Raw genomic sequence first — 21180 nt, forward strand, 5'->3', positions numbered from 1 at the left:
ATTGTTGCGGAGTTAGTTGGGTAGATTTGATTTATATTTTTCGTTGTTGTTTTTTACTGATGCAGAATCAACGAAAAGCACCAGAAACTCAAGTTTGGGTTCATAGAGTAACTTTTCAGGTTGTCCTTGCGTATGAAGACCTTGTTTTTACACCTTTGCACAAGATAAGGTTTATACTGTAAAAATTCAGAATCCTGATGGTTTCAGGTTCTTAGGGCAGAGAAAGTAGTAGATAGGAGATAATGTGTTAAAAATTATATTAGAGAAAATTGTCGGTAATAACGACTATTCTGAAGATCTATCTGATACAACTATTGAGCAATGGGTAACATCGAACAGATCAAGAGTAATGTCTTCTGGATCTTATCGTGACCTTTATCGTGTTCAAGGAGATCGTGACACGAGAAAGACCAAGTACTTATCATGCACGAAGGCAAGCAATGATGATGAATTAAAAAAGATTGCCGCGGGATTAGGATATTCAACGGAACCAGTGATTTATAAAGTTGTACCTAAAGCAAGTGTTCAGGGGAGCAATCATGTTTTTATTGATGTTGACTTATTGTCAAAGGATGAGAGTTTGGTTAGCAGTCTGCCTAATGATGCTTTTAAAAGAACGGTGAAGTTGGAAAGAGAGGTAATTGTTATTTCTGAAGAGGTCGAATTGATAGAGGTTTAGGTGACTCTTCTGAAGTAAGAGGAATTTGAAAATTATTATACTGAATGAAAAAGAGTGAAGTAAAAAAGCTCGAATCAATGTTAAAATAGTGCTCTAGGTGCTTTGGGCGACCATGCGTAGTGAAAAAGGCACCTAGGATGATTCTTTATATAACAAGATTTAATAATAATAGTAATAGTTGTTTTGTAGGAGTCAGATATGAAGAGTTTTGGTCTTGTCGAAAATAGAATTCTCGAATGTGATTACTTATTGAATCGTTTAATTGAAGTTGAGCAAAAACTAAATATCTTTCAAATGAGATGTTATTTAAATTCTTTTATAACGATGTCTAGAGGGTTAACATTTGTACTCAAGTCTTCGCTTAATGGACTTCCTAAATTAGAAGAGTGGTTTCAAATTCAGATGGAGCTTTTATCAGAAAATGAATTCTCTCGATCATTTGTCTTAGCAAGGAATGAAGTTGAAAAAGTTGGTATACCACATCTTAACTCTGGTCAGTTTATTGATGGGAAAAGCGTGACGTATATTGACCTTCCAATTACAAACTCTGGAAAGAATAGAATAAGGGTCAAGACTATCGATGCCTGCTGCTCATATTTTAAAACATTACTAGAAGTTATCCATAACTCATACGTTGATTATGGTGTTTATATTGACCCTGAACAATATTACTCTCTTAAAGGATTAGCATTTCATAATTTAACAATTGAAGATGTGGAGGAAGAGCATGGCATTCCTAGAGGGTATACCGAATATGGCCGTAACGAGAATAATTTACTTATTAAATTAACTGACGAAGAAAGACTCGATATGCTGTGGAGACATATACCAATGAATTTAGAGATAGCTCAGTTCTTGAAAAAAACTACAGGACGAATGAAAAACTCTACTGTAAATACCGACTGGTTAGATGCTTGATTTTAAGAATCTGGTCCTCGAGCAGAGCTAACGAATTAGCATTAAGAAACTAAGTTAATCTTTTGGAGTCGTAATGAATAATTGTGAATTAATGTTCCAGGTGCTTTTTCTTTACGCAAGGTCAACGAAAAGGTACCTGGCTGGAACCAAAGTTCGAGACATTGATTTAAGCTGAGATCTGCTTTGGAAGATTTATTTTCATGTTTTTCAGTTCCCATAGATCATTGGCCACTTGTAGATTCATCCAAAACTCAGGAGTAGTTCCAAGGGCCGAAGCCATTTTTAGGGCAAGGGGAGGAGTTACGGAAGTTTTACCGTTAACAAGTCTATTAATAGTCTTAACGTCTAAGCCTAAGTGTTCAGCAAATGCTTTTTGGGTTAATTCGAGTGGAATTAAAAACTCTTCACTTAGGATTTCTCCAACAGATGTTGGTTTACGTGTTCTTGTTCTCTTTTTCATAAATCACCTCAGTGGTAATCAGTTATTTCAACTTCTTCTAATTGATTATTACTATTGACCTTAAAGATAATTCTCCATTGGTCATTGATTCTTATAGAAGCAAAGCCTGTGAGATCACCCTTAAGCCATTTAAATTTATTATTTGGAGGAATCTTGAAATCTTCTACTGTGTGGCCATAAATGAGTATATCTAACTTACGTCTTGCTATCTTTTCAACATTGGCCCACTTACATCCTTTCTTCACTTTACCATCAAGGTCGAAGTTTTCCGTTTCCTTATTTCCGTAACTTACTATTTGCACAAAATCCCTTTTGTTAAAAAAATATACCATATATTGGTATACCTGTCAATGGTATATGTGTTGCTGTCGCTTATACGATCTCTCACGATATTTTTAGTGAGCAGATGTGAAAAATCGTGAAATGAAATGAGAATAAATGAAATGACGAAAGCGCGGGAAAGCCCATTAGGAGCGAAACTTATTGATTTTGTTCGTTTTTGAAAGAGGCTAAAGATAGATCGGCTAGTACTGGCATGCGACACGTCCTGAGTAAAGCTCAGGTCCAAAATGCGAGAGCATTTTGACGGTCGCTTTACTGTTGTGCAATCGCGACGGGAAAAGACTTCAAGTCAAAGTCGTTGTACGTCTGCGATGCATGGGCGGAGACCATCTCCGCCTGTAATTGCGTGCCATTTTACCTGGACGCATTGAAGTTCGCAATTACGAATTCGCACAAATCTTTTTTGAAAATATTTTGAATTTTTTTCGATTTTTTTATCTTTAGGTGCGGTTTAGGTTGAGGTTGTAAGGTGTTCATTTTGTTATTGGGGGTGTATGGATGCAGTTGTATATACTTATATCGTTGATGTTTTGGAGCTTGTTAAGGCTTAAATTTCTGGGGTTAGGTGGCGATGTGTGATTATAATAATCAACTATGTCAGGTCTTATGAATAAACTCATAAAAATTAATCACGTATTGCAATTTATTGTTTATGTCGTATTTATTATTTTTTTAAGCGTTATGACTTATTCAAGTCTTTCAGCCTTAAGAGGCAATTCAGCAGAAGAAGTAGATCTAAATAAGGGCGAGAGTGAAGATAAGCTTGGTGAGTATGTCTCTATTCCTGTAACAGCTTCTAATGATAAGTTTCTTGTTTCATATGTTGTTAACTTTGATAAGAATAGAAGTTCGTACAAGAGCTTCAAGTCATCTGCTAGTAATGAAAAATACACCTCTTTTTTAAGTTCCAACTTATGGGGATGTTATCGTTGTTCCATTTCAAATTTAAAAATAATTAATCGTAAGACTTCAAAGTCTAAAGACTTATTTGATGAAAGAGAAGTTATTGGTGGTTTTGCTGTACCAAGAAATAAAGATCAAAATGGTAAGCCCTCTAAAAATAAACTAGATCGAATATTCTTCTCAAAAATTGATTCTGATTACAATTCTGACGAAGTTTTAAGTTCAAAAGATGGATATCGACTTTATATATCTGATTTTGATGGGAAGAGTAAGGTGGCATTATCTCCTGAGGGAACAGATGTCGTTAGCTACCGTGTCGATTACGAATTTAAGAAGATATACATACAAGTAAAGAAAGATAGTAATAAGAATTTTGAGTTTGATGATGGTGATGATGTGGTTGTTCTGGATGTTAGCTTGAGTGAGTACTTTGAGGGTTGAGTGATGAACTTGATTATAAAGAATAAGTTCTTTTTCTTAATGCTAAATCAATGAAAAGGCGTATGGAGCTAAAACTCACAATATGATTAATATGGGTGGTTTCTAGTGCTTAAGAGAATTAGTAAAGTAGAATAGTATCCAGGTGCCTTTTCTTTACGCAAGGTCAATCAAAAGGTAGATTAAACCAAAGTTAATCTTTTGGAGTTGTAATGAATAACTGTATATTTTGTAAAATCTTAAAAGGTGAGGCTGATGCAAGATTTGAAGATGACGGTCATCGAATGGGCTTTTCTGGCACTGATCCTGATGAGTCATCAAGAGACAAGTTAAACAAAACAGCTAAGTTGATAGCTGATAAACTTTAAAATAGCATTCTAGAAATTTGTGTCTAGACTGAAATGTGACAATTATAGGATTTGAGTTATAATTTATCCATGGATATCAAATTCTTAGAAAACGGAAACCCTGAAATCTGCAACACAATTCTGCGCTCACTTCCAAAGTGGCCTGCGGGAAGAACCCTCATGTCTTTGTAAAAGGAAGTATCTCTACCGTTGGGTTAGTAGTCTTTGACTGGAGAAATATTGAAAATATATAATGAGCACTTTATCAAAACAGCTGAAATTCAAACTGAATTCTACAATGAAGAGTTAAAGATTGGTGGAAGTAATGCAAACTTTTCCAAACACTGTGGCCTAAAGAAGGTTGCGGCCCATTATTTTCAAATTCCTCCTGGGTATAGAACATCTGAACCACATGCAGAGAGTTTAGAAGAAGAGTTTGTCTATGTCATCTCTGGAGAAATTGATCTTTGGTTAAATGGCAAGGTTAAGAAAATGACAAAAGGTGATTGCATTGGCTTTCCTGCTGGAACTGGTGTTGGTCACTGCTTTATCAATAATTATGAGTACTCTTGTGAATTATTTGTCTCTGGTGATCGAACAAAGCCAGATAATCAATATCATTTTCATCTAGATCAAAGTCTTGAAAAAGAATGTGGTGATAGGTGGTGGAAGGATATGCCAACACAAGTTCTTGGTGGACATGATGGTTGGCCGGGGGAGTTTGATTCTTCACTCATAGATAATGAGATAGTAGTTTTAAATGCTTTTGATAAATTTACTGAAGATAGCTTTACTTATCCCGGAGATTCAGAAGAGTTTATTAATGCTGTCTATATGAGTCGTCATTTTGGCATGAAGGATATTGCGATAAACTTAGTTCGCATTCCTGTTGGAAGAAGAAGTTCTTGGCCACACGCTCATTCTAAAGAAGAAGAGTTTGTCTTTGTTCTAGAAGGGGCCCCTTTTGTTAGTCTTAATGGTGAAGAGTATGAGGCCAGGCCTTTTACTGGAATAGACTTTAAAGCTGGCTCAGGTGTTGCTCATACACTAATAAACAAATCGGATGATTATATTTACTATCTTTGTGTCGGGGAATGTGATGCAAAGGGGGATCAAATTTATTATCCCGAGCACCCTCACCGTAATGAGCAGGTACGTGAAGAAGGATGGCTCTGGGAAGAGATGGATATTTCTCTAAAAGCTTAGACGGTGCCAATGCCTATTATAAATGCTCAGTATCTTCCAGAAGCTTTAGCCATCTTTTGATCTCATCTAAGAGTTCATAGTAGTACTTATTATCTCTATTATCGAGCTTTTCTAAGTTGGCCATTAGTTGCAAGCGACTTGCTTTTGTAAAGGCATATAAATCATTTCTCAGTTGAAAGTGTTGTGTTCTTCTTGCTTCTGTTGTGACTTCGTAGGCTAGAAGTGTTTCATTAAAGAGATATGATACCTCTAGCGAATCTATCTTTTCTTGTGCTCTTTTTACACTGTAGTAGTCTTCATTTTTAAGTAGATCGTTTATTTCAATTTTTTCTTCTTCTAAGCGTGTGGAGAATCGATTAAAAGTTGGAGTAAAACGCCAATGTTCAACTTTTTGGGACTCTTCTAGACCCTCGACATAGTCCTTATTATTTATCATCCATTCAAACATTGACTCTTCTTCGGCCAAGATTTCATTAAGTTTTCTATTAGCAAGATCTACCAGTGAGGGGTCTCTGTCTAAGAATGCTGATTTTTCGACAACTTCTTTGTAAAGAGCATCAAGTTCTTCATCGACTTCTTTATCGAACACTTTTTCTGGTGTTGAGATATCGTTTATTGCATGAAACCAGGCCACTTTATGCTTGGCCATTAGAATTTTAGTTTTAACGACATTTAAGTCTCTAAGATAGACGATAGGATGTTCGAACTTATGATAGCGAAAACTTGGGATGTATTTTGCCTCGCTAATATCTCGTATGTTGGCATTCCAATAAGTCACAACATTATTAAGGTGATCAAACCTTGCCAGCATATTCTTTGCATATTTAGAATACCATTTCGTGTACTCATCAACTTGTTCAGTGAGTTCTTTTAATGTTTCTTTATCTAGTTTTACGAGATCCACTTTTTCAGGCGTAGTCTTGGAGCAAGATAAAATAAATAAGCATGTGATAGCGATATAAAATGTCTTCATAGATTTTATTTAATATATGTAGCGAACCTTTTTGAAAAGATAATCTATAAATATTTCAATAGGTTATATTGTATTTCGAGATCAGTGCCATAATTTCAGTAACTAAGCCACTTATTCTTAAGCTAAATATTATATAAAAAATATTGTTTAGAACTCGTTCAATAGCTCCGATACTTCATATACTTAGAGTAAACATCGTACTTTTATAAAGTGAATAGGATATCTGTGTATCGAATAATTTTACTTCTTTCTTTCTTGTTTTCTTTCTCTGCCCTCGCTTCAGGTGACGATTTTCTAAACCGCTTAACGATAGGAAATTTTGGTTTTTCAACAGGGGAGGGTTATCTCTATTCAGTTGATGCATTGAGAGTATTTAAAGATAAGCACAGTTTTATATTTCGAACTAATCAAGCTTCGGACTCAAGTCAGTCTGATTACTTGGCCGGCTATCGATATTATTGGGCCGATAAAGCATCACATGATTCATGGTTTTCAGAAGTAGGTTATCGATGGGGAAGGGATGTTGATTATTCAAAAGATTTCGATTTCGTTACAGGTACATTCTATGATGTAACTGAGATTGAGAAGAAAGAGTCTATTGATGTAACTTCAGGCTATCAATTTGTTTTCTTTGATCAAATGACCTTTGAGTATAGTGTAGGCTATGCTTTTAATATTAAAGATTCTGAGAGAGGTGGTGTTACAGGTACAATCTCTATTGGCTGCTTATTCTAAAATAAAACTCTAATCTAAAAAAGCCGGATTAAGATCCTGCTCAAGAATCCATTCAACGACGTCATTGTAGTGATCGATGGATTTTGCTTTCTTTACTTTCTTATAAACCTTATGTTCGTTTTCAAAGATATCTTTAAAATACAGCCAATGGCCACGCATCTTTTGTAGGTAGTCTGATTTAGCATTATCCATCGAAAGATATTCTTCTGTCATAAGCCTATGCATTTCAATGAATTTTGCCAGATAGGTTTGTTCATTAAATTTAGAGCCTTTGATCTGCGCCATAAGGGCCGGGTTTGAAAGGCCCGCACGTCCAACCATCCAGCGGTTAATCTGTGGGAACCTTGCCTTATAGGCCTTGAAGTCTTCTACCGTATTAATATCTCCGTTATAGCAAGGAGGTGTATTTAAAAGAGGCAAACACTCTTCAAAGGCATCGAGATCCACGCCACCAACATAAATCTGTTTTCCATAGCGAGCATGGATAGTGAAATCATTAATTTCTAATTTATTAATCATGGGAATGATCTCTTTAATTTCCGAGACATCCTCACGCCCAAGGCGAATCTTAACCGTAAATTCGATGGGACATTTTTCTTTTATACCCGTTAAAAGCTTTTCTACTTTTTGGGGATGAAGAAGAAGCCCTGAGCCTTTCGTTCGATTGGCCACCATTGGATACGGGCAGCCCATATTTAAATTCACTTTTTTAACACCAAAGTCTTTATAGATATTGGCCACATACAAGAATTGATCTATTTCCTTTGTGAGAATTTGGGCCGTTGTAGGAATAAGGTTCTTCTCTGGTATAACATCTTGAAGCTGACGTTGGTTGAGCTCATTTGATTCTTTCGTCACAATATAGGGAGCGATGGCACTATCAGCGCCAGAAAAAGTCTGCTCCAAGGCATTGCGATAAACATAGTTGGTTACGCCGCGAATGGGGGCGAGGACCAGGTGATCAGTAAAACTCATAGATCACTTTTTACACCAAAATAGCTCCTTTGGCATAGGAGAAACAAGGGGCCGTGTAACATATAAATCTATCTCATCGCAAATAATTGTTTTCCTAAAACGTGTAGTTTCTAAATCTATTGATTATTTCAAAAAAGCTCCCTTAAATAAGCTTCCATGTGATTTATCTTTGCAAAACACTCTTAACTCTTTCATTTAATTTAAGTATTTGAAATTAAAAGCTCATGACTAAGTTTTTTACAGATAAATAGTACATGTATTTCAACTTCGTCCTATATGCACTCAGAGATCATGGTACTTTTTATTTAGAAAAATGAATTTATGAAATAAGAAAAACAAGGTATCTAAAGGAGTATCTCATGAAAAAAATGCTATTAACTACTATGTTACTAATGTCAACTTCAGCATTTGCTGGGACAAATGACGTCGCTAGAACGTCATATAAGCCTCTTAAAAACGTAGTACCAACTGGAAAGGCATTTACATTTGAACGCAATATTACGTTAAAAGCGGGAACAAGTTCAAAGGTCATCGCTGGAGATAACTCAACATTTTGTAGACTACATTATACAAAAAATAATAATACAGATAGAGTCATAAGCGCTGGAAGTAAGCTTAATATTCATAAAGTTTCACAGAAACTCAATGAAGTTTTTAAAGATACAATGACTTCAACAATGGTAATCTCATTTAATATCCTAGAATATAGTGTGAAAATAGACCTGAGCAAATCTGGTAAGACTTATCTTAACTGTTTTAGAAATAGAAAAGAGAACTCTGTAGCAGGCTTTCATGAAGTAAGAAGTGATGCGGAAGCTTTTACTAATGATGAACTTAGAGATCTATTACTAGACACTGTAGTAGTTCCAAGATTTGAAAAAGTTGTAATTAAGCCAGTTGCTTTTGAGGCCGACTAGAATAGCCTCTAATTTTGAATGTTTTATATAAAGACTTAATATATTTTATGTGCTTTATCTTTGCATAACGCAAATTTAAAGCACATAGTTTCTTTTCAATTACAAATCAAAAAAACGAACTTCAGATCCATCCCATCCAACTTGAAAACTATGATCCTTCTTTCCAGTAAAAGTTACGTCAACAACTTTTGAATCACGCTTAGACGATATCCATCAAACAATCACTGAGCTTAGGGAAGAGATGCATTTGGAGTGCCTCAAGCATGAAAAATCTGCAAAGGGGCAATAAAAAAAGAGACGATACGAAATAATATGTTAAGTAACATAAAATACAAATTTTAAGGATTTACATATGAATAAGGCATTCTTCTTAATTGCTCTAGCGACAACTTTAAATGTAAGTGCGGCAATGGACTTCAATAAGGTTCGCAAAATGTTCAAAGAGGGAAGCTCCCTTAGCAGTCCACAAATGCTTAATGAGATTCAAGGTAGAGTCTGGAATGGCCGTTGTTATCAGCCAGATTCTGTTAATGAAAAATTAGGTAGTATTCTCTATGTAAGAAAAAGTAAATCATATGAGCTCTTAACAGTAGTTTCTAATTATGAAAACTACCTTGATTCCATGACAAGGTTTGAACTTCTAGACAAGTATGAGGATTCGTTTAATGAACTTAATCTTGATTCAGATCTTAGTATCTCTCACAACGACGGAAAGAAAACTGTTTATAGAGGAGCTGATGAGTATCTCGTTTCTAAGTATCGAAACTTCACTGGGAATTTAAGATACTGCATTTACTTTGAAAGATAATTAAATATAAAACATTTTTACTTCATCGCGGTTAAAACGCTAATTTTTTATTCATCATTTTCTATCATGGAATAATCCTTGAGCACTTATAGGACACGCGCTCACCATATACTTTTTGTAATTCTTCTGTATTATTCAATTGTTAATATTTTGTGAGATTTTATGAAAACAAAAAGAATTTACTCAATTGATGCGTTAAGAGGAATCGTTATGATGATCATGCTTTTTGATCATGTAAGAGAGCGCTTCTTTATGCATGAACAGGTCTTAGACCCGATGGATTTATCTGAAACATCTACGCTGCTTTTTTTGACACGTTTCATGGCACATTTCTGTGCACCTGTATTTGTTTGTTTAACAGGCCTATCTGCTTGGTTGTATGGGCAAAAAGAAGGGAATACAAAAAGGGATGTCTCTGAATTTCTTCTAAAGCGAGGTTTGTTTCTAATATTTCTTGAGTTAACATTAATTAACTTTTCTTGGGTAGGTAGCTTTGAGACAATATGGCTACAAGTAATTTGGGCGATTGGACTTAGTATGATCTTATTATCTGGCCTTATTCATTTACCTAAAAAAGCTCTTTTAGTATTAGCGCCAATCATTATATTTGGTCACAATTTACTAGATCCTATTCATTTTGATAAAGGAGAGTTTGGTTATACACTCTGGTCTATCTTACATGACAGAGGTCTAATCTTAGAAACAGATATTTTAAATATTAAGGCAAGTTATCCAATACTTCCTTGGATTGGTGTTATTACTTTAGGTTACTGCTTAGGTCCTATTTTTGCTAAGGAGTTTTCTCCTCAAAGAAGATGGAAGCTTCTTACATATCTTGGTTCAAGCGCATGGATGATATTTATTTGCCTTCGTCTTTTAAATATATATGGAGAAAAGCCTTGGGTGACTCATTCTAGCTATCTCAAGACATTTCTTTCTTTTATCAATGTTACAAAGTATCCGCCAAGTCTCGCGTTTTTGTTAATTACTTTAGGGACAATGTTTTTTGCACTTAAAGCATTAGAGAAGTTAGGCGAAAATAAGGCAAAGGTTTTGTCAGTTTTTGGTGCTGCTCCTATGTTCTTTTATATCGTTCACCTCTATGTTTTACTTCTTTCATATACAGTAGCGAGCTTATTTATGGAGCCAAATCATGGTGATTATATTGGCTTTAATTCTGTGTCTTTTGTCTGGTTAGTAGGAGTTTTACTAAATATCGCATTGTATTTTCCTACAAGGGCCTTTGCAAAATATAAACAGAAGAGTAATTCAAAAATACTGAAGTATTTTTAATGAGGTAATAAATGTTACTTTTTGGCATTGCTATTATAGTAGGACTTGCTTTAATGGTTTTAAGTGCTGACAAGTTTGTGGATGGGGCATCCACAATTGCAGGCCACTATGGCATGTCTCCACTTTTAATAGGAATGGTTGTTGTAGGCTTTGGAACTTCAGCACCTGAAATGGTCGTTTCGGTACTTTCATCAATTCAAGGGAACTCGGGTATTGCTCTTGGAAATGCTTACGGCTCGAATATTACTAATATTGGGCTAATTCTTGGTGTGGTATCTATCTATGTTCCAATTACTTTTCATACACAAGTGCTAAAGAAAGAGCTGCCTATTTTATTTTTTGCTACAATCGTTAGTGCTTGGATTTTATTTGATTTAAACCTATCACGCTCTGATGCCGTTATTTTACTTTTATTATTTATAATAATTGTTGGATGGACTATCAGGCAAGGTGTTAATAGTAAGGATGCTCTCACAAAAGAGATTCAAGTTGGAATTAATGAAACTAAAACTTCAGTTTTGGCATCTTGTATCATCGTTATTGGTAGTCTTGCTGTTCTTATTCTTAGCTCACGACTTCTTGTCTATGGTGCGGTCGGAATTTCAACGGCCCTTGGGGTTCCTGATATTCTCATTGGACTAAGTGTTGTTGCTGTCGGTACATCTCTGCCTGAGCTAGCATCTTCTATTATTGCGGCAAGAAAAGGGGAGCCAGATATTGCCCTTGGTAATATTTTAGGTTCTAATCTGTTTAATACGCTGGCTGTCATGGGGGCCTCCGGTCTCATAGATCCTATAACAATTGAAGAAAATGTATTCTATCGTGATATAGGTTTCATGACATTTCTAACAATGTTGTTGTTCTTATTCGGTTACGGTTTTAAAAGCAATGGAAAGATCAGTCGAGTTGAAGGGAGTCTTCTTTTGGTTGCATATATTGCTTACACATCTTATTTGGTTTTCAAGCACTGAGAAGCTTATTAAGGTCTTTGATAAGAATATGGCCATATTTTAAAAAAAATCGTTAAGTAGTAGGTAAGAGTTTCACTAAAATCAAAAATTGAATTAATAAATGAGGACTTTAAAGCTATATTAGTTCCCATGGAAGAGAATTATACGCAAATATTAGAAAGGATTTATACTGAAATCCTACCAATTATTGGCAAGGGAAATGTCGCTGACTATATCCCTGAACTAAGTAAAGTTGACCCTAACCAATTCGGTATGTCAATTTGTACCAATAATGGGCATGAGTATATTATTGGTAATGCCCAAAAATCATTTTCCATTCAATCAATCACTAAAGTCTTTTCATTAGTTCTGGCATATCAGAAGCTCGATTCAAAATTATGGTCGCGTGTAGGCCTTGAACCTTCAGGAAATCGTTTTGATTCACTTGTACTTCTTGAAAATGAAGCAGGGATACCTCGCAATCCATTCATCAATGCTGGTGCTATCGTTGTTGTGGATACACTTATTGATCTTTATGATGATCCTGTGGATGAGGTTTTAAGATTCGTTCGCGAATTAAGTGGTAACGAAAGTATTTACATTAATGAGTCTGTAAGGGCCTCTGAGCTTGATTGTGCTAATCGAAACTACGCTCTGACATACTTCATGAAAAGCTTTGGAAATATTAATAATGAAGTTTCAAAAGTCATTGATCTATATACAACAATTTGTTCTATCGAAATGTCATGCGTTGACTTAGCAAGATCCTTTAGACTTTTTAGTTCGAATGGACAAAACCCTTGGAATGGAAAGAAGATTTTAACGAAGAGTCAAAATAAGAGAATGAATGCTATTATGATGACATGTGGACTTTATAACTCTGTCGGAGACTTTGCTTACCGAGTTGGTATCCCGGCAAAGTCAGGAGTCGGTGGTGGAATCGTTGGTGTTATTCCAAATGAAATGTCGATTTCAACTTGGTCACCTTGCTTAGATGATACAGGTAATTCTTTAGCGGGAATTCAAGCACTAGAGCTTTTTACAACATATTCTGAGCAATCTATTTACTAATAAATTAAAATAGTATGTGATGTGGCATTCTTTTTTCATTAAATTGACCAAGTACATGATGGTTTTAGGTAAGCTAGACAGCATGACATGAAAGAAGAAGGCCCTTAATCTAGGGCCTTTTTAGAGTTATCTATTTTGCAACCAATTTAATACAAGATTATAATAATTTGTTTCAAACTCGCCATAGCTCGATAGGGGGGAAGTTGAGCTATTTAAGATATCATTGAATTGGTATTCAAAATTGTTCATCACATTGGCAGGGGCAACACATGCGCCAGTAAAGACTCGATCAGAAGGACAAGGACTTGTGTCGATTGTATCGAGGCCATGCCAACGATCCTTTTGGATAAATAATTTAAAGGCACTTGGCCCTAAGCCTTGAGACTGGAGGTATGCAACGATTGTTGTATATAAAGGATAAGCATTGTAACTCCCTGACTCTGCCTGGCCATCGGCGATGATATTGCGAGATGGTGCATACTTGTTATGGTAGCTTGCCCACTGTTTCGCACTTAGAATAGGAGCACCTGATGATAGCTCTGCTAAACCTTCAACCCACCAACCTGGGGTAACATTAAAGCCATGTTCGTTATGATTGAATTGAGAGTCTAAGATATGCATAAGCTCATGTTTATGGAGAGTATACTCATAGCTAAAGCCATTATCAGCATTACTATTATAAGCACTAATAACGAGTGCCGAACCATGACCTGACCCATGGGAAGAAGTTCTATTTAGTACACAAATTCCAATCCTACCACCAAAGGCAACAGTGATTAGATCTGTGTTATTTAAGTTGAGATGGCCAGCAAACATCTCAAGATTAACTTCTGCCATTGCTACAATCTTTTGTAGAATGCTTCGTGGAATACTATCGCTATCAGCTGCAATCTCAAAATGATCGGACCAGAAAGCTGGCCTTCCATGACATGCCGGTTCTTCATAATGTTGTGTTCTGGATATGTAGATCCCACCGTCAGTTGAACTAGGTTTTGTAATAATTGCTGGAACATTATTCATTTTACTTTTAACTTTCTCAATACTAAGGCCACTTGCGCCCCAACCGAAGTTGCCTCCATTGGCCTGAGGTCCATCATCCCCACCTGGCTCACACGAGGTAAGTAGTGAAGTGAGTATTAAGAGTAGAAATGTGAAGGTTGATACTTTTTTTAACATCAATATCCTTTTTTGACTGTATGTTATTGAATTTACTATTGTAGCACTAGAGGTGATCAGTGTTCACTAAGGGTATTTTCTATCTATCGATTGAATCTATTGGAGTAAGCTAATTGATATGAAGTGCAAATTCATGGCCCAAAGTATCGTTTAAGAAATAATCAATTAGTTAGCTGTAAGGATATTTGGTTTAAACTATAAGCTGAGACAAAGATATAAAAAAGCCCTATTCAGTGAAAAGGGCTTTTTTGTTATGCCGCACACGCAACGATGTGCTGTACGTAGAGTGGTCATTCTCAAACAAGAAATAACACTAACTACATATTACCAGTAAAACAAATTCATAGATTTAATTTTAGTTAAATTCTTCTAAACCCTACATGGCCTTGTCAGTGCTTAGTTTTAAGGATTCCTTGAGATAAGATTTCCTATGTCCTCTAGATTAAATAAGTCTTATAGGGTAACATCTTGCTCGATATTGAGGAAAATTTGAATATTAGTAATAAAGCAGTCCATGCATACATTAATTACATCGTCGAAAATAATGATGACCCAAGGTCTTTCTTTGAAGCTTTAGGTTATGACTATTCTATTGTTAGTGATGAAAAAAAGTATATGACATGGAATGATTACCGTCTCATTACAGAATCACTTAATGACAAATACGATAAGTTCTATGAAGGAATGACGAAGCACGGGCTGACAAATAAGTACGTCAAACGTGTCCTTGATATCCTCTCTAGAATGATTAGCTTTCGTTTTGTTGGTGACTTCATTTTAAAATATTCTTTTAAAACATTCTATACTGATGCTGTGAAGATTGAGCTCGTTGAAACAGGAAAGATTTCTTTTGATATCAAGCTCACTTTTGATCGACCTGAAGATATTTTCCCTGTCTTTGTGGATATGTATCGAACCGTCTTCTTGGCCCTACCAAAAATGGTTTCAGAATCAATGTCTTGGGATGTGGAGATATCTCAAAATGAGAATGTCTTGATATACCACGTTGATGAGTATTCAAGTGCACCGTCTATTTTTGCTACTATTCAGATATTTATTTTAAGACTATTTAAACTCGATAAATATTATAAGAATCTTATTATTGAAAACCTTCAGCATAATAACGAATTGGAACGAGCAAATCTTGAGCTAGAGATGGCCGAAAAAAAGATACGTGAGGCCCATAAAGAAGTTTTACTCGCCAATCGTATTATTAGCCATGATATCGCAAATAAGATGCTTATCGTTGAACATGTGAAAAGACTTATCGCTCGTGGCGAAATAGAAAAGGCCAATCAAAAATTGGATATCTACTATAAGTCTGTAAAGGCAATCATTGAAAATACGAGAAATGTTGTCGATGACAATTTAAATTCATTTAATATGACAGAGTTTCCTATCAAGGAAATGCTGGAAGAGCTTATTTTTGAATATCAGGATCAGGCATCAGAAAAGAATATCAAACTAGTTCTAGATTCAAATATTGATACACAATTTTCCATAAGAACAAATAAAGAAGCTCTAAAAGATAGTGTCTTAGGAAATATTCTTCAAAATGCGATTAAATTCTCTCCTGAAAACTCAGAAGTTAAATTCAAACTAGAAGTTACTGGAAATGAATTCTTCCTTTCTTGTAAAGACCACGGTATTGGTATTGAGGCAAGCTTAGTTAATGAAATCAATCGAAATGAAGATAAGATCTTTAAGAGTACGGTTGGAACACATGGTGAGAAGGGAAGAGGACTTGGCCTATTCATTATTAGAAAGGTTTGTCGTGAACTAGGACTAGATGTTCGCTTCGTTTCTGAACTCGGAAATGGAACAAAGGTCATTATCTCACAACCATACAAATGTTGATTCATTCTGTTTCATCATATGGCGACAGGGAATATCGATCTCTTTATTATTTGGATAAATTCTCAACGTGTTAGTTAGTGCCATTGGATGATTAAATTCAGTGATTTTATGCTTTGCTGTCGTTGACACTGGAACAAAACTACAGGAAACTGCCTTTGTCGAAATAAAACAGCCTTCTTCATCGCACTTCTTCAATACATATAAAATATCAGAATTGAGATCACCTTTGAGAACAAAGATTAGAATAGCTTCATCTTCAAGTTGCTTATGAAAGACGGCCGGAAGATCATAAGTACCTGCTGTAAAGATTGCTCTATCGTAAGGTGCTTCATCAATATATCCCTCTGTTCCATCTCCTTGTATAATCTTTACGTTCTTTATATGAAGTCTATCTAAGCAAGACTTGGCCCTATCTACGAGATCGGGAATAATTTCAATACTGATCACTCGTCCATACCTTCCTATGATATGACCCATCAGGGCCGCATTCCATCCACTACCTGAGCCTAGTTCAAAAACTTTGTGCCCTGGCTTAAGCTCTAGAAAATCCAGAATCGTTAAAACAAATGAAGGCTGAGAAATCGTGGAGATGACTTGTTCAACTCCAAAAATAGCAAGGGGATGATCAGCATAAAGTATGGATAGATATTCTTCCACATTATCTTCTGTAATGGTGATCCACTTATCAGGATAGTCTCTCAGGTATGGAACGAACATATGGCGTGGAACACTATAGTAGGCATCGATAACTTCTTTCGAAAACCCTGTGTTTTGAGCGATAAAACGGTCTTGAAGCTCTTTATATAGTTCCGTCATTTACTTAGAGTAATGACTATTAAGAGTTTTCACAAAGTAAGATTGGTAAAAAACAAAGCTTAAGAAAGTTAAGACCTAATGAATTTATTTCAATATTATTAGTGGGTTAGCTCTTTACTTGATAAAAATACTAAAGCATGGCGATGCCTTAACCGATAAGAAACTTATGAAAAAAGTAAGCATTCTTCTATTATTAGTAACTTCCACTGCAACCTATGGGCGAAATGAAGTTGATCATTATAAATACTCTCAAAAATGCCCAGATGGTTATCTCTATAAACTTACGGAAGTGAACGGTAAGAATAAAACAACTACCTTTAGTTGTGTGGCGGACTCTGGAAAGGTTCACCCTGGTTATTCGTTTAAAATCGCGAATTGGAAAAGTGGTGATTATCTACTGGAAGAAAATGTTGGAAAGATTAAAATGAAGTTTCAATATAATAACGAAGGAAAGGTTAAGTCTGTAACTCAATCAGTAAATGGTGTGGATTTTTCAAGTAAGTGTGATTTTTTCTACAAAGATGGGAAGCTTATGCCTTCTAAGATCGAACAATGTAAAGAAATTCAAAAAGAGTTCGGAAATATGACAACATCAATTAAGCATGAAGTTTTTTGTGAACCTAATGCTACTGAGTCCGCGTGTACGACAAGTGATGGCCGCGTCTTTAGGCCTTCAACAAAAGAAACTGGTGTCCTTAGGTACTTCTATGAAAACGGCCATGTTGTTGATGAAGTTGAGGTTAGGCCGTCTTCAAATAGTCGTGCAATTTCTAAATAAATGACCTGTTTTCGTTCATTAAATTTATCAGCTTCAACTCTTAATGCCCTTGAAAAAATTGGCTTCAAGGTCGCAACCCCAATTCAGGAAAAATCGATTCCGGCCTTACTAGAAGGTCGAGACTTACTAGGAATTGCTCAAACAGGAACAGGTAAAACAGCGGCCTTCTCCCTACCTATAATAGAAAGATTGAATAAGAATAGAAAAGAGATTGCACCTAATCATTGTCGCGCCATTATACTTGCTCCTACTAGAGAACTTGCCACTCAAATAAATGACAGTGTTGTATCATTCGCAAAAGGCACGAAGATAACTTCAGTTTTAATTATTGGAGGAGTAAGCAATGAACCACAAAAGAAATCAATGAGCTTAGGGGCCGATATTGTTATTGCAACTCCTGGGCGATTTATTGATCTTATGAATGATGGAATCATTAAAGTTTCACATGCGGAATTCTTTGTATTAGACGAGGCCGATATGATGCTTGATATGGGCTTTTATGAAGGAGTGAATGATATTGCAAATAAGGCACCTGATTCTCGCCAAACAATTCTTTTGTCGGCAACGATGCCAAAACAAATCGAAAAGCTCGCTAATTCAATTTTGAAGAATCCTATAAAGGTTGAAATTACACCGGAATCTTCTACTGTTGATAAGATTAAACAATCTGTTTATTTTACCTTGGCAGAGAATAAAAATTTTCTGCTCTTAAGTTTACTTGAGGACCAAACAAATTCTCGAATTCTTATTTTCTGTAAGGCCAAGTATGCTGTTGCAGAAATCGTCGAATTACTTAATCGTAGTGAAGTTAGCGTTGGCGAAATTCATAGTAATCTAACACAGGGACAGAGAAACCAGTCCATAGAAGACTTCACGAATGGCAAAATACGAGTCTTAGTTGCAACAGATATAGCCTCTCGAGGAATTGATATTGATGCTGTGGACATGGTCATAAATTATAATATGCCAGAAGATGCAACCTACTATGTTCACCGTATTGGGCGAACTGCAAGGGCGCAGAGAGAGGGGAGCGCCTTATCTCTATGTAGTGAAAAGGATCTACCATTTCTTAGGAATGTAGAGAAGTTGATTGGATTGAAAATTTCTCGAGTAACAGATCACCCTTTTCATCACGACTATCCGGTGTCTAAACCGAAATCAAAGAGACGATTTCGTGGACGTCGCCGGCGCTAAATAATTTGACTCAAAATACTCTTAAAGTCACTTGAACTCATATTAAATTTCTATCTTGAATTGGCCTAGAAAGCATTACACTATCCAATATTTTTAGTTACTTCATTTAGAAATAAGTGTTAGGTTGAAATATGTTCTTTCAAAATTCTGATAAAAAATGGAAAAAGGTTCTTGCAGCACCTATCGATAAACAAAGTAAGTTTTTAAATAAAATATGCAAGATTAATAAACGAGACTCACTTGTTCTTACAGAGCGATACTTTGATGGTATTGACTATCCGCTAATGGCCGAAATTTTTAAATCTGTGAAGACGATCATTTCTCGTGGAGAATTTGACCCTAGTTTTCGTGACTTAATTTATGATCGACTTCTTCGTATTATTAATATTGAGCACCTGTATCCTGAAGAATATGAAGAGGGTAATGAATGTAATGGTGATGATGATAATGTGATTTTTGGAGAAAATTATCATGTATACACTGCTTGTTATGATGATCTTGACCTACTTATAAGTTTTATTAATTCTAGAAACGATATTAAGAGCGTATGCGATCTCGGTTCTGGTACTGGACGTGCACTTCTTTATATGGCACTTATGATGGATAAGAAGCTGGACTACTTAGGGCTTGAATTAGTCGATGAAAGAGTTCAGTTTACAAATTCTGTCTCTAAACATTTCAAACTAGATCACGTTAAATTTCAAACATGTGACTTCTTAGAAAATCCTGAAGCCTTCGCAGGGTATGATGTTTACTACCTTTATGATTCCGTCGGCACAGAGAATGTTCCAAGGTTAGTTTCACATTTTAAAGAACTAATTGATTCTGGATCTAAATTCTACTTACTCTTTATTTCTGGTTGGGATGAGATTATGCTAAATTCACTCGATAATCTCCCTGGCCTAAAAAAGCTAGAGTCTCATACAAGTCGTAAACAGGAAGGTCGTGTTGTTAACTTCTACTGTACTTAGAAGCGATATTCAACACCTATACTAAAGCTTGTTTCATACTCATTATTCTCTTGTCCCGTAAGACTATATTGGTGTCTTCGTTGATTTAGAGTTCCATTATCAGCTTTTGCTTCAGCAAAAAAAGAGAAACCACTCGTTTTACCCACATTATACTTTGACTTTATTGAGATACCTCTACCATTTTGGTCATTGAAATATGTTTTTACTGATGTTTGCCACTCATCTGCTTTATATGTAAACCCTAGTCCTACTTCACTGATTGATTCTCCTAAAAGAGATGTCTCAAAAGAGAATTGATAAGTCATACGTGACTTTGTTAGTAAACTTGCCGAAATCTTTCCACTAACTCCCTTTTCATTTAGAAATGCTGCAAACTCTGGCCAAGTGATCTCACCAAGTGGAGTTTCGAATGTATAGGTATCAGTGTAATGTTTATTTAGCATTATCTCATCACTAAAAGCGTTCACGGCCTCCCATGTTCTTCCTGACAGGAGAGTGGCCAAGAGTGATATATTTGAAATAAATTTCTTAGTTGTATTGATTTCATCTTCTTCAATTAGGCCCTGTTGATGAAGTGCTCTGGCGTAGTTGGCCAAGTCGCTCATATTTGAGTTTGGGTCATATTGATAGTAAATAGTAGAGATCACTTTATTTAATATATAGTGAAGAGCGTCACTCTGATCAAATCTTTGATTGATGATACTTTCTTCTGCAATATCTTCTGCTAAACTAATTTGAGAATTAATTCCCGCTGCTGATATAACTGCTTCCTGTTGCGCAGAAGGTATTTCAATTGCATAGCTTATAGAACCACGATTGTAGGTTGACATAAATGCTAGATAGAAAGCACCTACACTATGATAGGCCTCGTCTCCAACCCATAATTGGATTTCTGTTCCGCCAAATTCCTTTACAGCTTGTGCATGGGCCACTTCGTGAACTAAAGTATAATTTGTACGAGTAATCCACCACGAGACTACTTGATGGGCCATATTCATCGAGGCCCTAACAGCAGTATGTTCGTTATAACGTTTATGGTTAGTAATGACGTTATAAAATACTTTACTTACATTTCTTATATTGTGGTACCACTCAACAGCACCATCACGGTTAAATCGATTCCTAGAGAAACTTAAAGTTGATATTTTTAAATTACCTACACTTTGTGCTAGTTCATCAAGATCTTGATTACTGAGGTCTATCCCAAAGTTATTTCCAGTTTCGTTAACAAGCACTTTAAACTCATGTAGCTCGCTATCTTTTTGAGATGCATAGATATCATCTTCAGCGGAGGAGTTTGTGTCCGAACAGTAAGTGGACTGCTGTCCAATAATTAGACAAAGCATTAGTGTGTGCATCATTATAACGATGTG

General features: G+C 35.7%; 22 protein-coding genes. 15 read left to right on the forward strand and 7 right to left on the reverse strand.

The genetic code is table 11. The annotated features are described in order from the left end of the window. The first annotated feature begins 244 nt into the window (after positions 1-244). Both M902_RS03630 and M902_RS03635 read left to right on the forward strand, forming a co-directional pair. Positions 245-679, forward strand: coding sequence for a hypothetical protein (locus tag M902_RS03630; RefSeq protein WP_021266094.1), 435 nt, complete (start codon positions 245-247; stop codon positions 677-679). Positions 680-877: 198 nt separating this feature from the next. After that, positions 878-1597 (forward strand): hypothetical protein, encoded by a 720-nt coding sequence (locus M902_RS03635; protein ID WP_021265949.1) that lies wholly within the window; start codon positions 878-880, stop codon positions 1595-1597. A gap of 166 nt (positions 1598-1763) precedes the next feature. Here M902_RS03635 and M902_RS03640 read toward each other — a convergent pair whose 3' ends face one another. Then, the gene (locus M902_RS03640; RefSeq protein WP_021266243.1) at positions 1764-2057 is read right to left on the reverse strand and encodes a HigA family addiction module antitoxin; all 294 of its coding nucleotides are present in this window, start codon (positions 2055-2057) and stop codon (positions 1764-1766) included. A gap of 8 nt (positions 2058-2065) precedes the next feature. Next, positions 2066-2359: a type II toxin-antitoxin system RelE/ParE family toxin gene (locus tag M902_RS03645; protein WP_021266192.1), complete on the reverse strand. Its 294-nt coding sequence runs from the start codon at positions 2357-2359 to the stop codon at positions 2066-2068. A 634-nt stretch (positions 2360-2993) separates the two neighbouring features. Between M902_RS03645 and M902_RS03650 the strand changes: the two genes are divergently transcribed. The 3 genes from M902_RS03650 to M902_RS15705 all read left to right on the forward strand — a co-directional run bounded on the left by M902_RS03650 (position 2994) and on the right by M902_RS15705 (position 5293). Next, complete coding sequence (locus M902_RS03650) at positions 2994-3743, forward strand: hypothetical protein (RefSeq protein ID WP_040313842.1); 750 nt, start codon at positions 2994-2996, stop codon at positions 3741-3743. Between the two features lie 209 nt (positions 3744-3952). Further along, positions 3953-4108, forward strand: coding sequence for a hypothetical protein (locus tag M902_RS16420; RefSeq protein ID WP_021265978.1), 156 nt, complete (start codon positions 3953-3955; stop codon positions 4106-4108). Between the two features lie 219 nt (positions 4109-4327). Beyond that, entirely contained in the window at positions 4328-5293 is a 966-nt protein-coding gene (locus tag M902_RS15705) for a cupin domain-containing protein (RefSeq protein WP_021266182.1), read from the forward strand. A 16-nt stretch (positions 5294-5309) separates the two neighbouring features. On the opposite strand, the gene M902_RS03660 is transcribed toward M902_RS15705, so the two are convergent. After that, on the reverse strand, positions 5310-6266 hold the full coding sequence (locus tag M902_RS03660; protein ID WP_021266507.1) for a hypothetical protein: 957 nt from the start codon (positions 6264-6266) through the stop codon (positions 5310-5312). 225 nt (positions 6267-6491) lie between these two features. Here M902_RS03660 and M902_RS03665 point away from each other — a divergent pair, with 225 nt between their 5' ends. Beyond that, the gene (locus M902_RS03665) at positions 6492-7001 is read left to right on the forward strand and encodes a hypothetical protein (RefSeq protein ID WP_021266405.1); all 510 of its coding nucleotides are present in this window, start codon (positions 6492-6494) and stop codon (positions 6999-7001) included. A 9-nt stretch (positions 7002-7010) separates the two neighbouring features. Here M902_RS03665 and M902_RS03670 read toward each other — a convergent pair whose 3' ends face one another. Then, a complete protein-coding gene (locus M902_RS03670) occupies positions 7011-7976 on the reverse strand; it encodes a tRNA-dihydrouridine synthase family protein (RefSeq protein WP_021265751.1) in 966 nt (321 codons plus the stop codon). Positions 7977-8335: 359 nt separating this feature from the next. Here M902_RS03670 and M902_RS03675 point away from each other — a divergent pair, with 359 nt between their 5' ends. From M902_RS03675 to M902_RS03695, 5 genes are all read left to right on the forward strand, one after another. Continuing rightward, complete coding sequence (locus M902_RS03675; protein ID WP_021265892.1) at positions 8336-8893, forward strand: hypothetical protein; 558 nt, start codon at positions 8336-8338, stop codon at positions 8891-8893. 352 nt (positions 8894-9245) lie between these two features. Further along, a complete protein-coding gene (locus tag M902_RS03680) occupies positions 9246-9701 on the forward strand; it encodes a hypothetical protein (protein ID WP_021265864.1) in 456 nt (151 codons plus the stop codon). A gap of 162 nt (positions 9702-9863) precedes the next feature. After that, positions 9864-10994 carry a DUF1624 domain-containing protein gene (locus M902_RS03685; RefSeq protein ID WP_021265956.1) on the forward strand — a complete coding sequence of 377 codons (1131 nt, stop codon included), beginning with the start codon at positions 9864-9866 and terminating at the stop codon, positions 10992-10994. Positions 10995-11005: 11 nt separating this feature from the next. Further along, on the forward strand, positions 11006-11965 hold the full coding sequence (locus M902_RS03690; protein WP_021266045.1) for a calcium/sodium antiporter: 960 nt from the start codon (positions 11006-11008) through the stop codon (positions 11963-11965). Between the two features lie 129 nt (positions 11966-12094). After that, positions 12095-13015: a glutaminase gene (locus M902_RS03695; protein WP_021266255.1), complete on the forward strand. Its 921-nt coding sequence runs from the start codon at positions 12095-12097 to the stop codon at positions 13013-13015. Between the two features lie 126 nt (positions 13016-13141). Here M902_RS03695 and M902_RS03700 read toward each other — a convergent pair whose 3' ends face one another. Continuing rightward, positions 13142-14191, reverse strand: coding sequence for a peptidase MA (locus tag M902_RS03700; protein ID WP_021265923.1), 1050 nt, complete (start codon positions 14189-14191; stop codon positions 13142-13144). 489 nt (positions 14192-14680) lie between these two features. On the opposite strand from M902_RS03700, the gene M902_RS03705 reads away from it, so the two are divergent. Next, on the forward strand, positions 14681-16048 hold the full coding sequence (locus M902_RS03705; RefSeq protein ID WP_156979704.1) for a HAMP domain-containing sensor histidine kinase: 1368 nt from the start codon (positions 14681-14683) through the stop codon (positions 16046-16048). On the opposite strand, the gene M902_RS03710 is transcribed toward M902_RS03705, so the two are convergent. Then, complete coding sequence (locus M902_RS03710) at positions 16028-16864, reverse strand: protein-L-isoaspartate O-methyltransferase (RefSeq protein WP_021265732.1); 837 nt, start codon at positions 16862-16864, stop codon at positions 16028-16030. The two genes, M902_RS03705 and M902_RS03710, sit on opposite strands and share 21 nt — an antisense overlap. A 166-nt stretch (positions 16865-17030) precedes the next feature. Between M902_RS03710 and M902_RS03715 the strand changes: the two genes are divergently transcribed. From M902_RS03715 to M902_RS03725, 3 genes are all read left to right on the forward strand, one after another. Continuing rightward, entirely contained in the window at positions 17031-17642 is a 612-nt protein-coding gene (locus M902_RS03715) for a hypothetical protein (protein ID WP_040313845.1), read from the forward strand. Further along, a complete protein-coding gene (locus M902_RS03720) occupies positions 17643-18836 on the forward strand; it encodes a DEAD/DEAH box helicase (RefSeq protein ID WP_021265998.1) in 1194 nt (397 codons plus the stop codon). It abuts the gene before it with no gap. A gap of 131 nt (positions 18837-18967) precedes the next feature. Further along, positions 18968-19807, forward strand: coding sequence for a class I SAM-dependent methyltransferase (locus M902_RS03725; RefSeq protein WP_021266326.1), 840 nt, complete (start codon positions 18968-18970; stop codon positions 19805-19807). On the opposite strand, the gene M902_RS03730 is transcribed toward M902_RS03725, so the two are convergent. Next, positions 19804-21168, reverse strand: coding sequence for a hypothetical protein (locus tag M902_RS03730; RefSeq protein WP_156979705.1), 1365 nt, complete (start codon positions 21166-21168; stop codon positions 19804-19806). The genes M902_RS03725 and M902_RS03730 overlap by 4 nt on opposite strands. Between the last annotated feature and the right edge of the window lie 12 nt (positions 21169-21180).

Source organism: Bacteriovorax sp. BAL6_X (genome assembly GCF_000443995.1).
Classification (GTDB): Bacteria; Bdellovibrionota; Bacteriovoracia; order Bacteriovoracales; family Bacteriovoracaceae; genus Halobacteriovorax_A.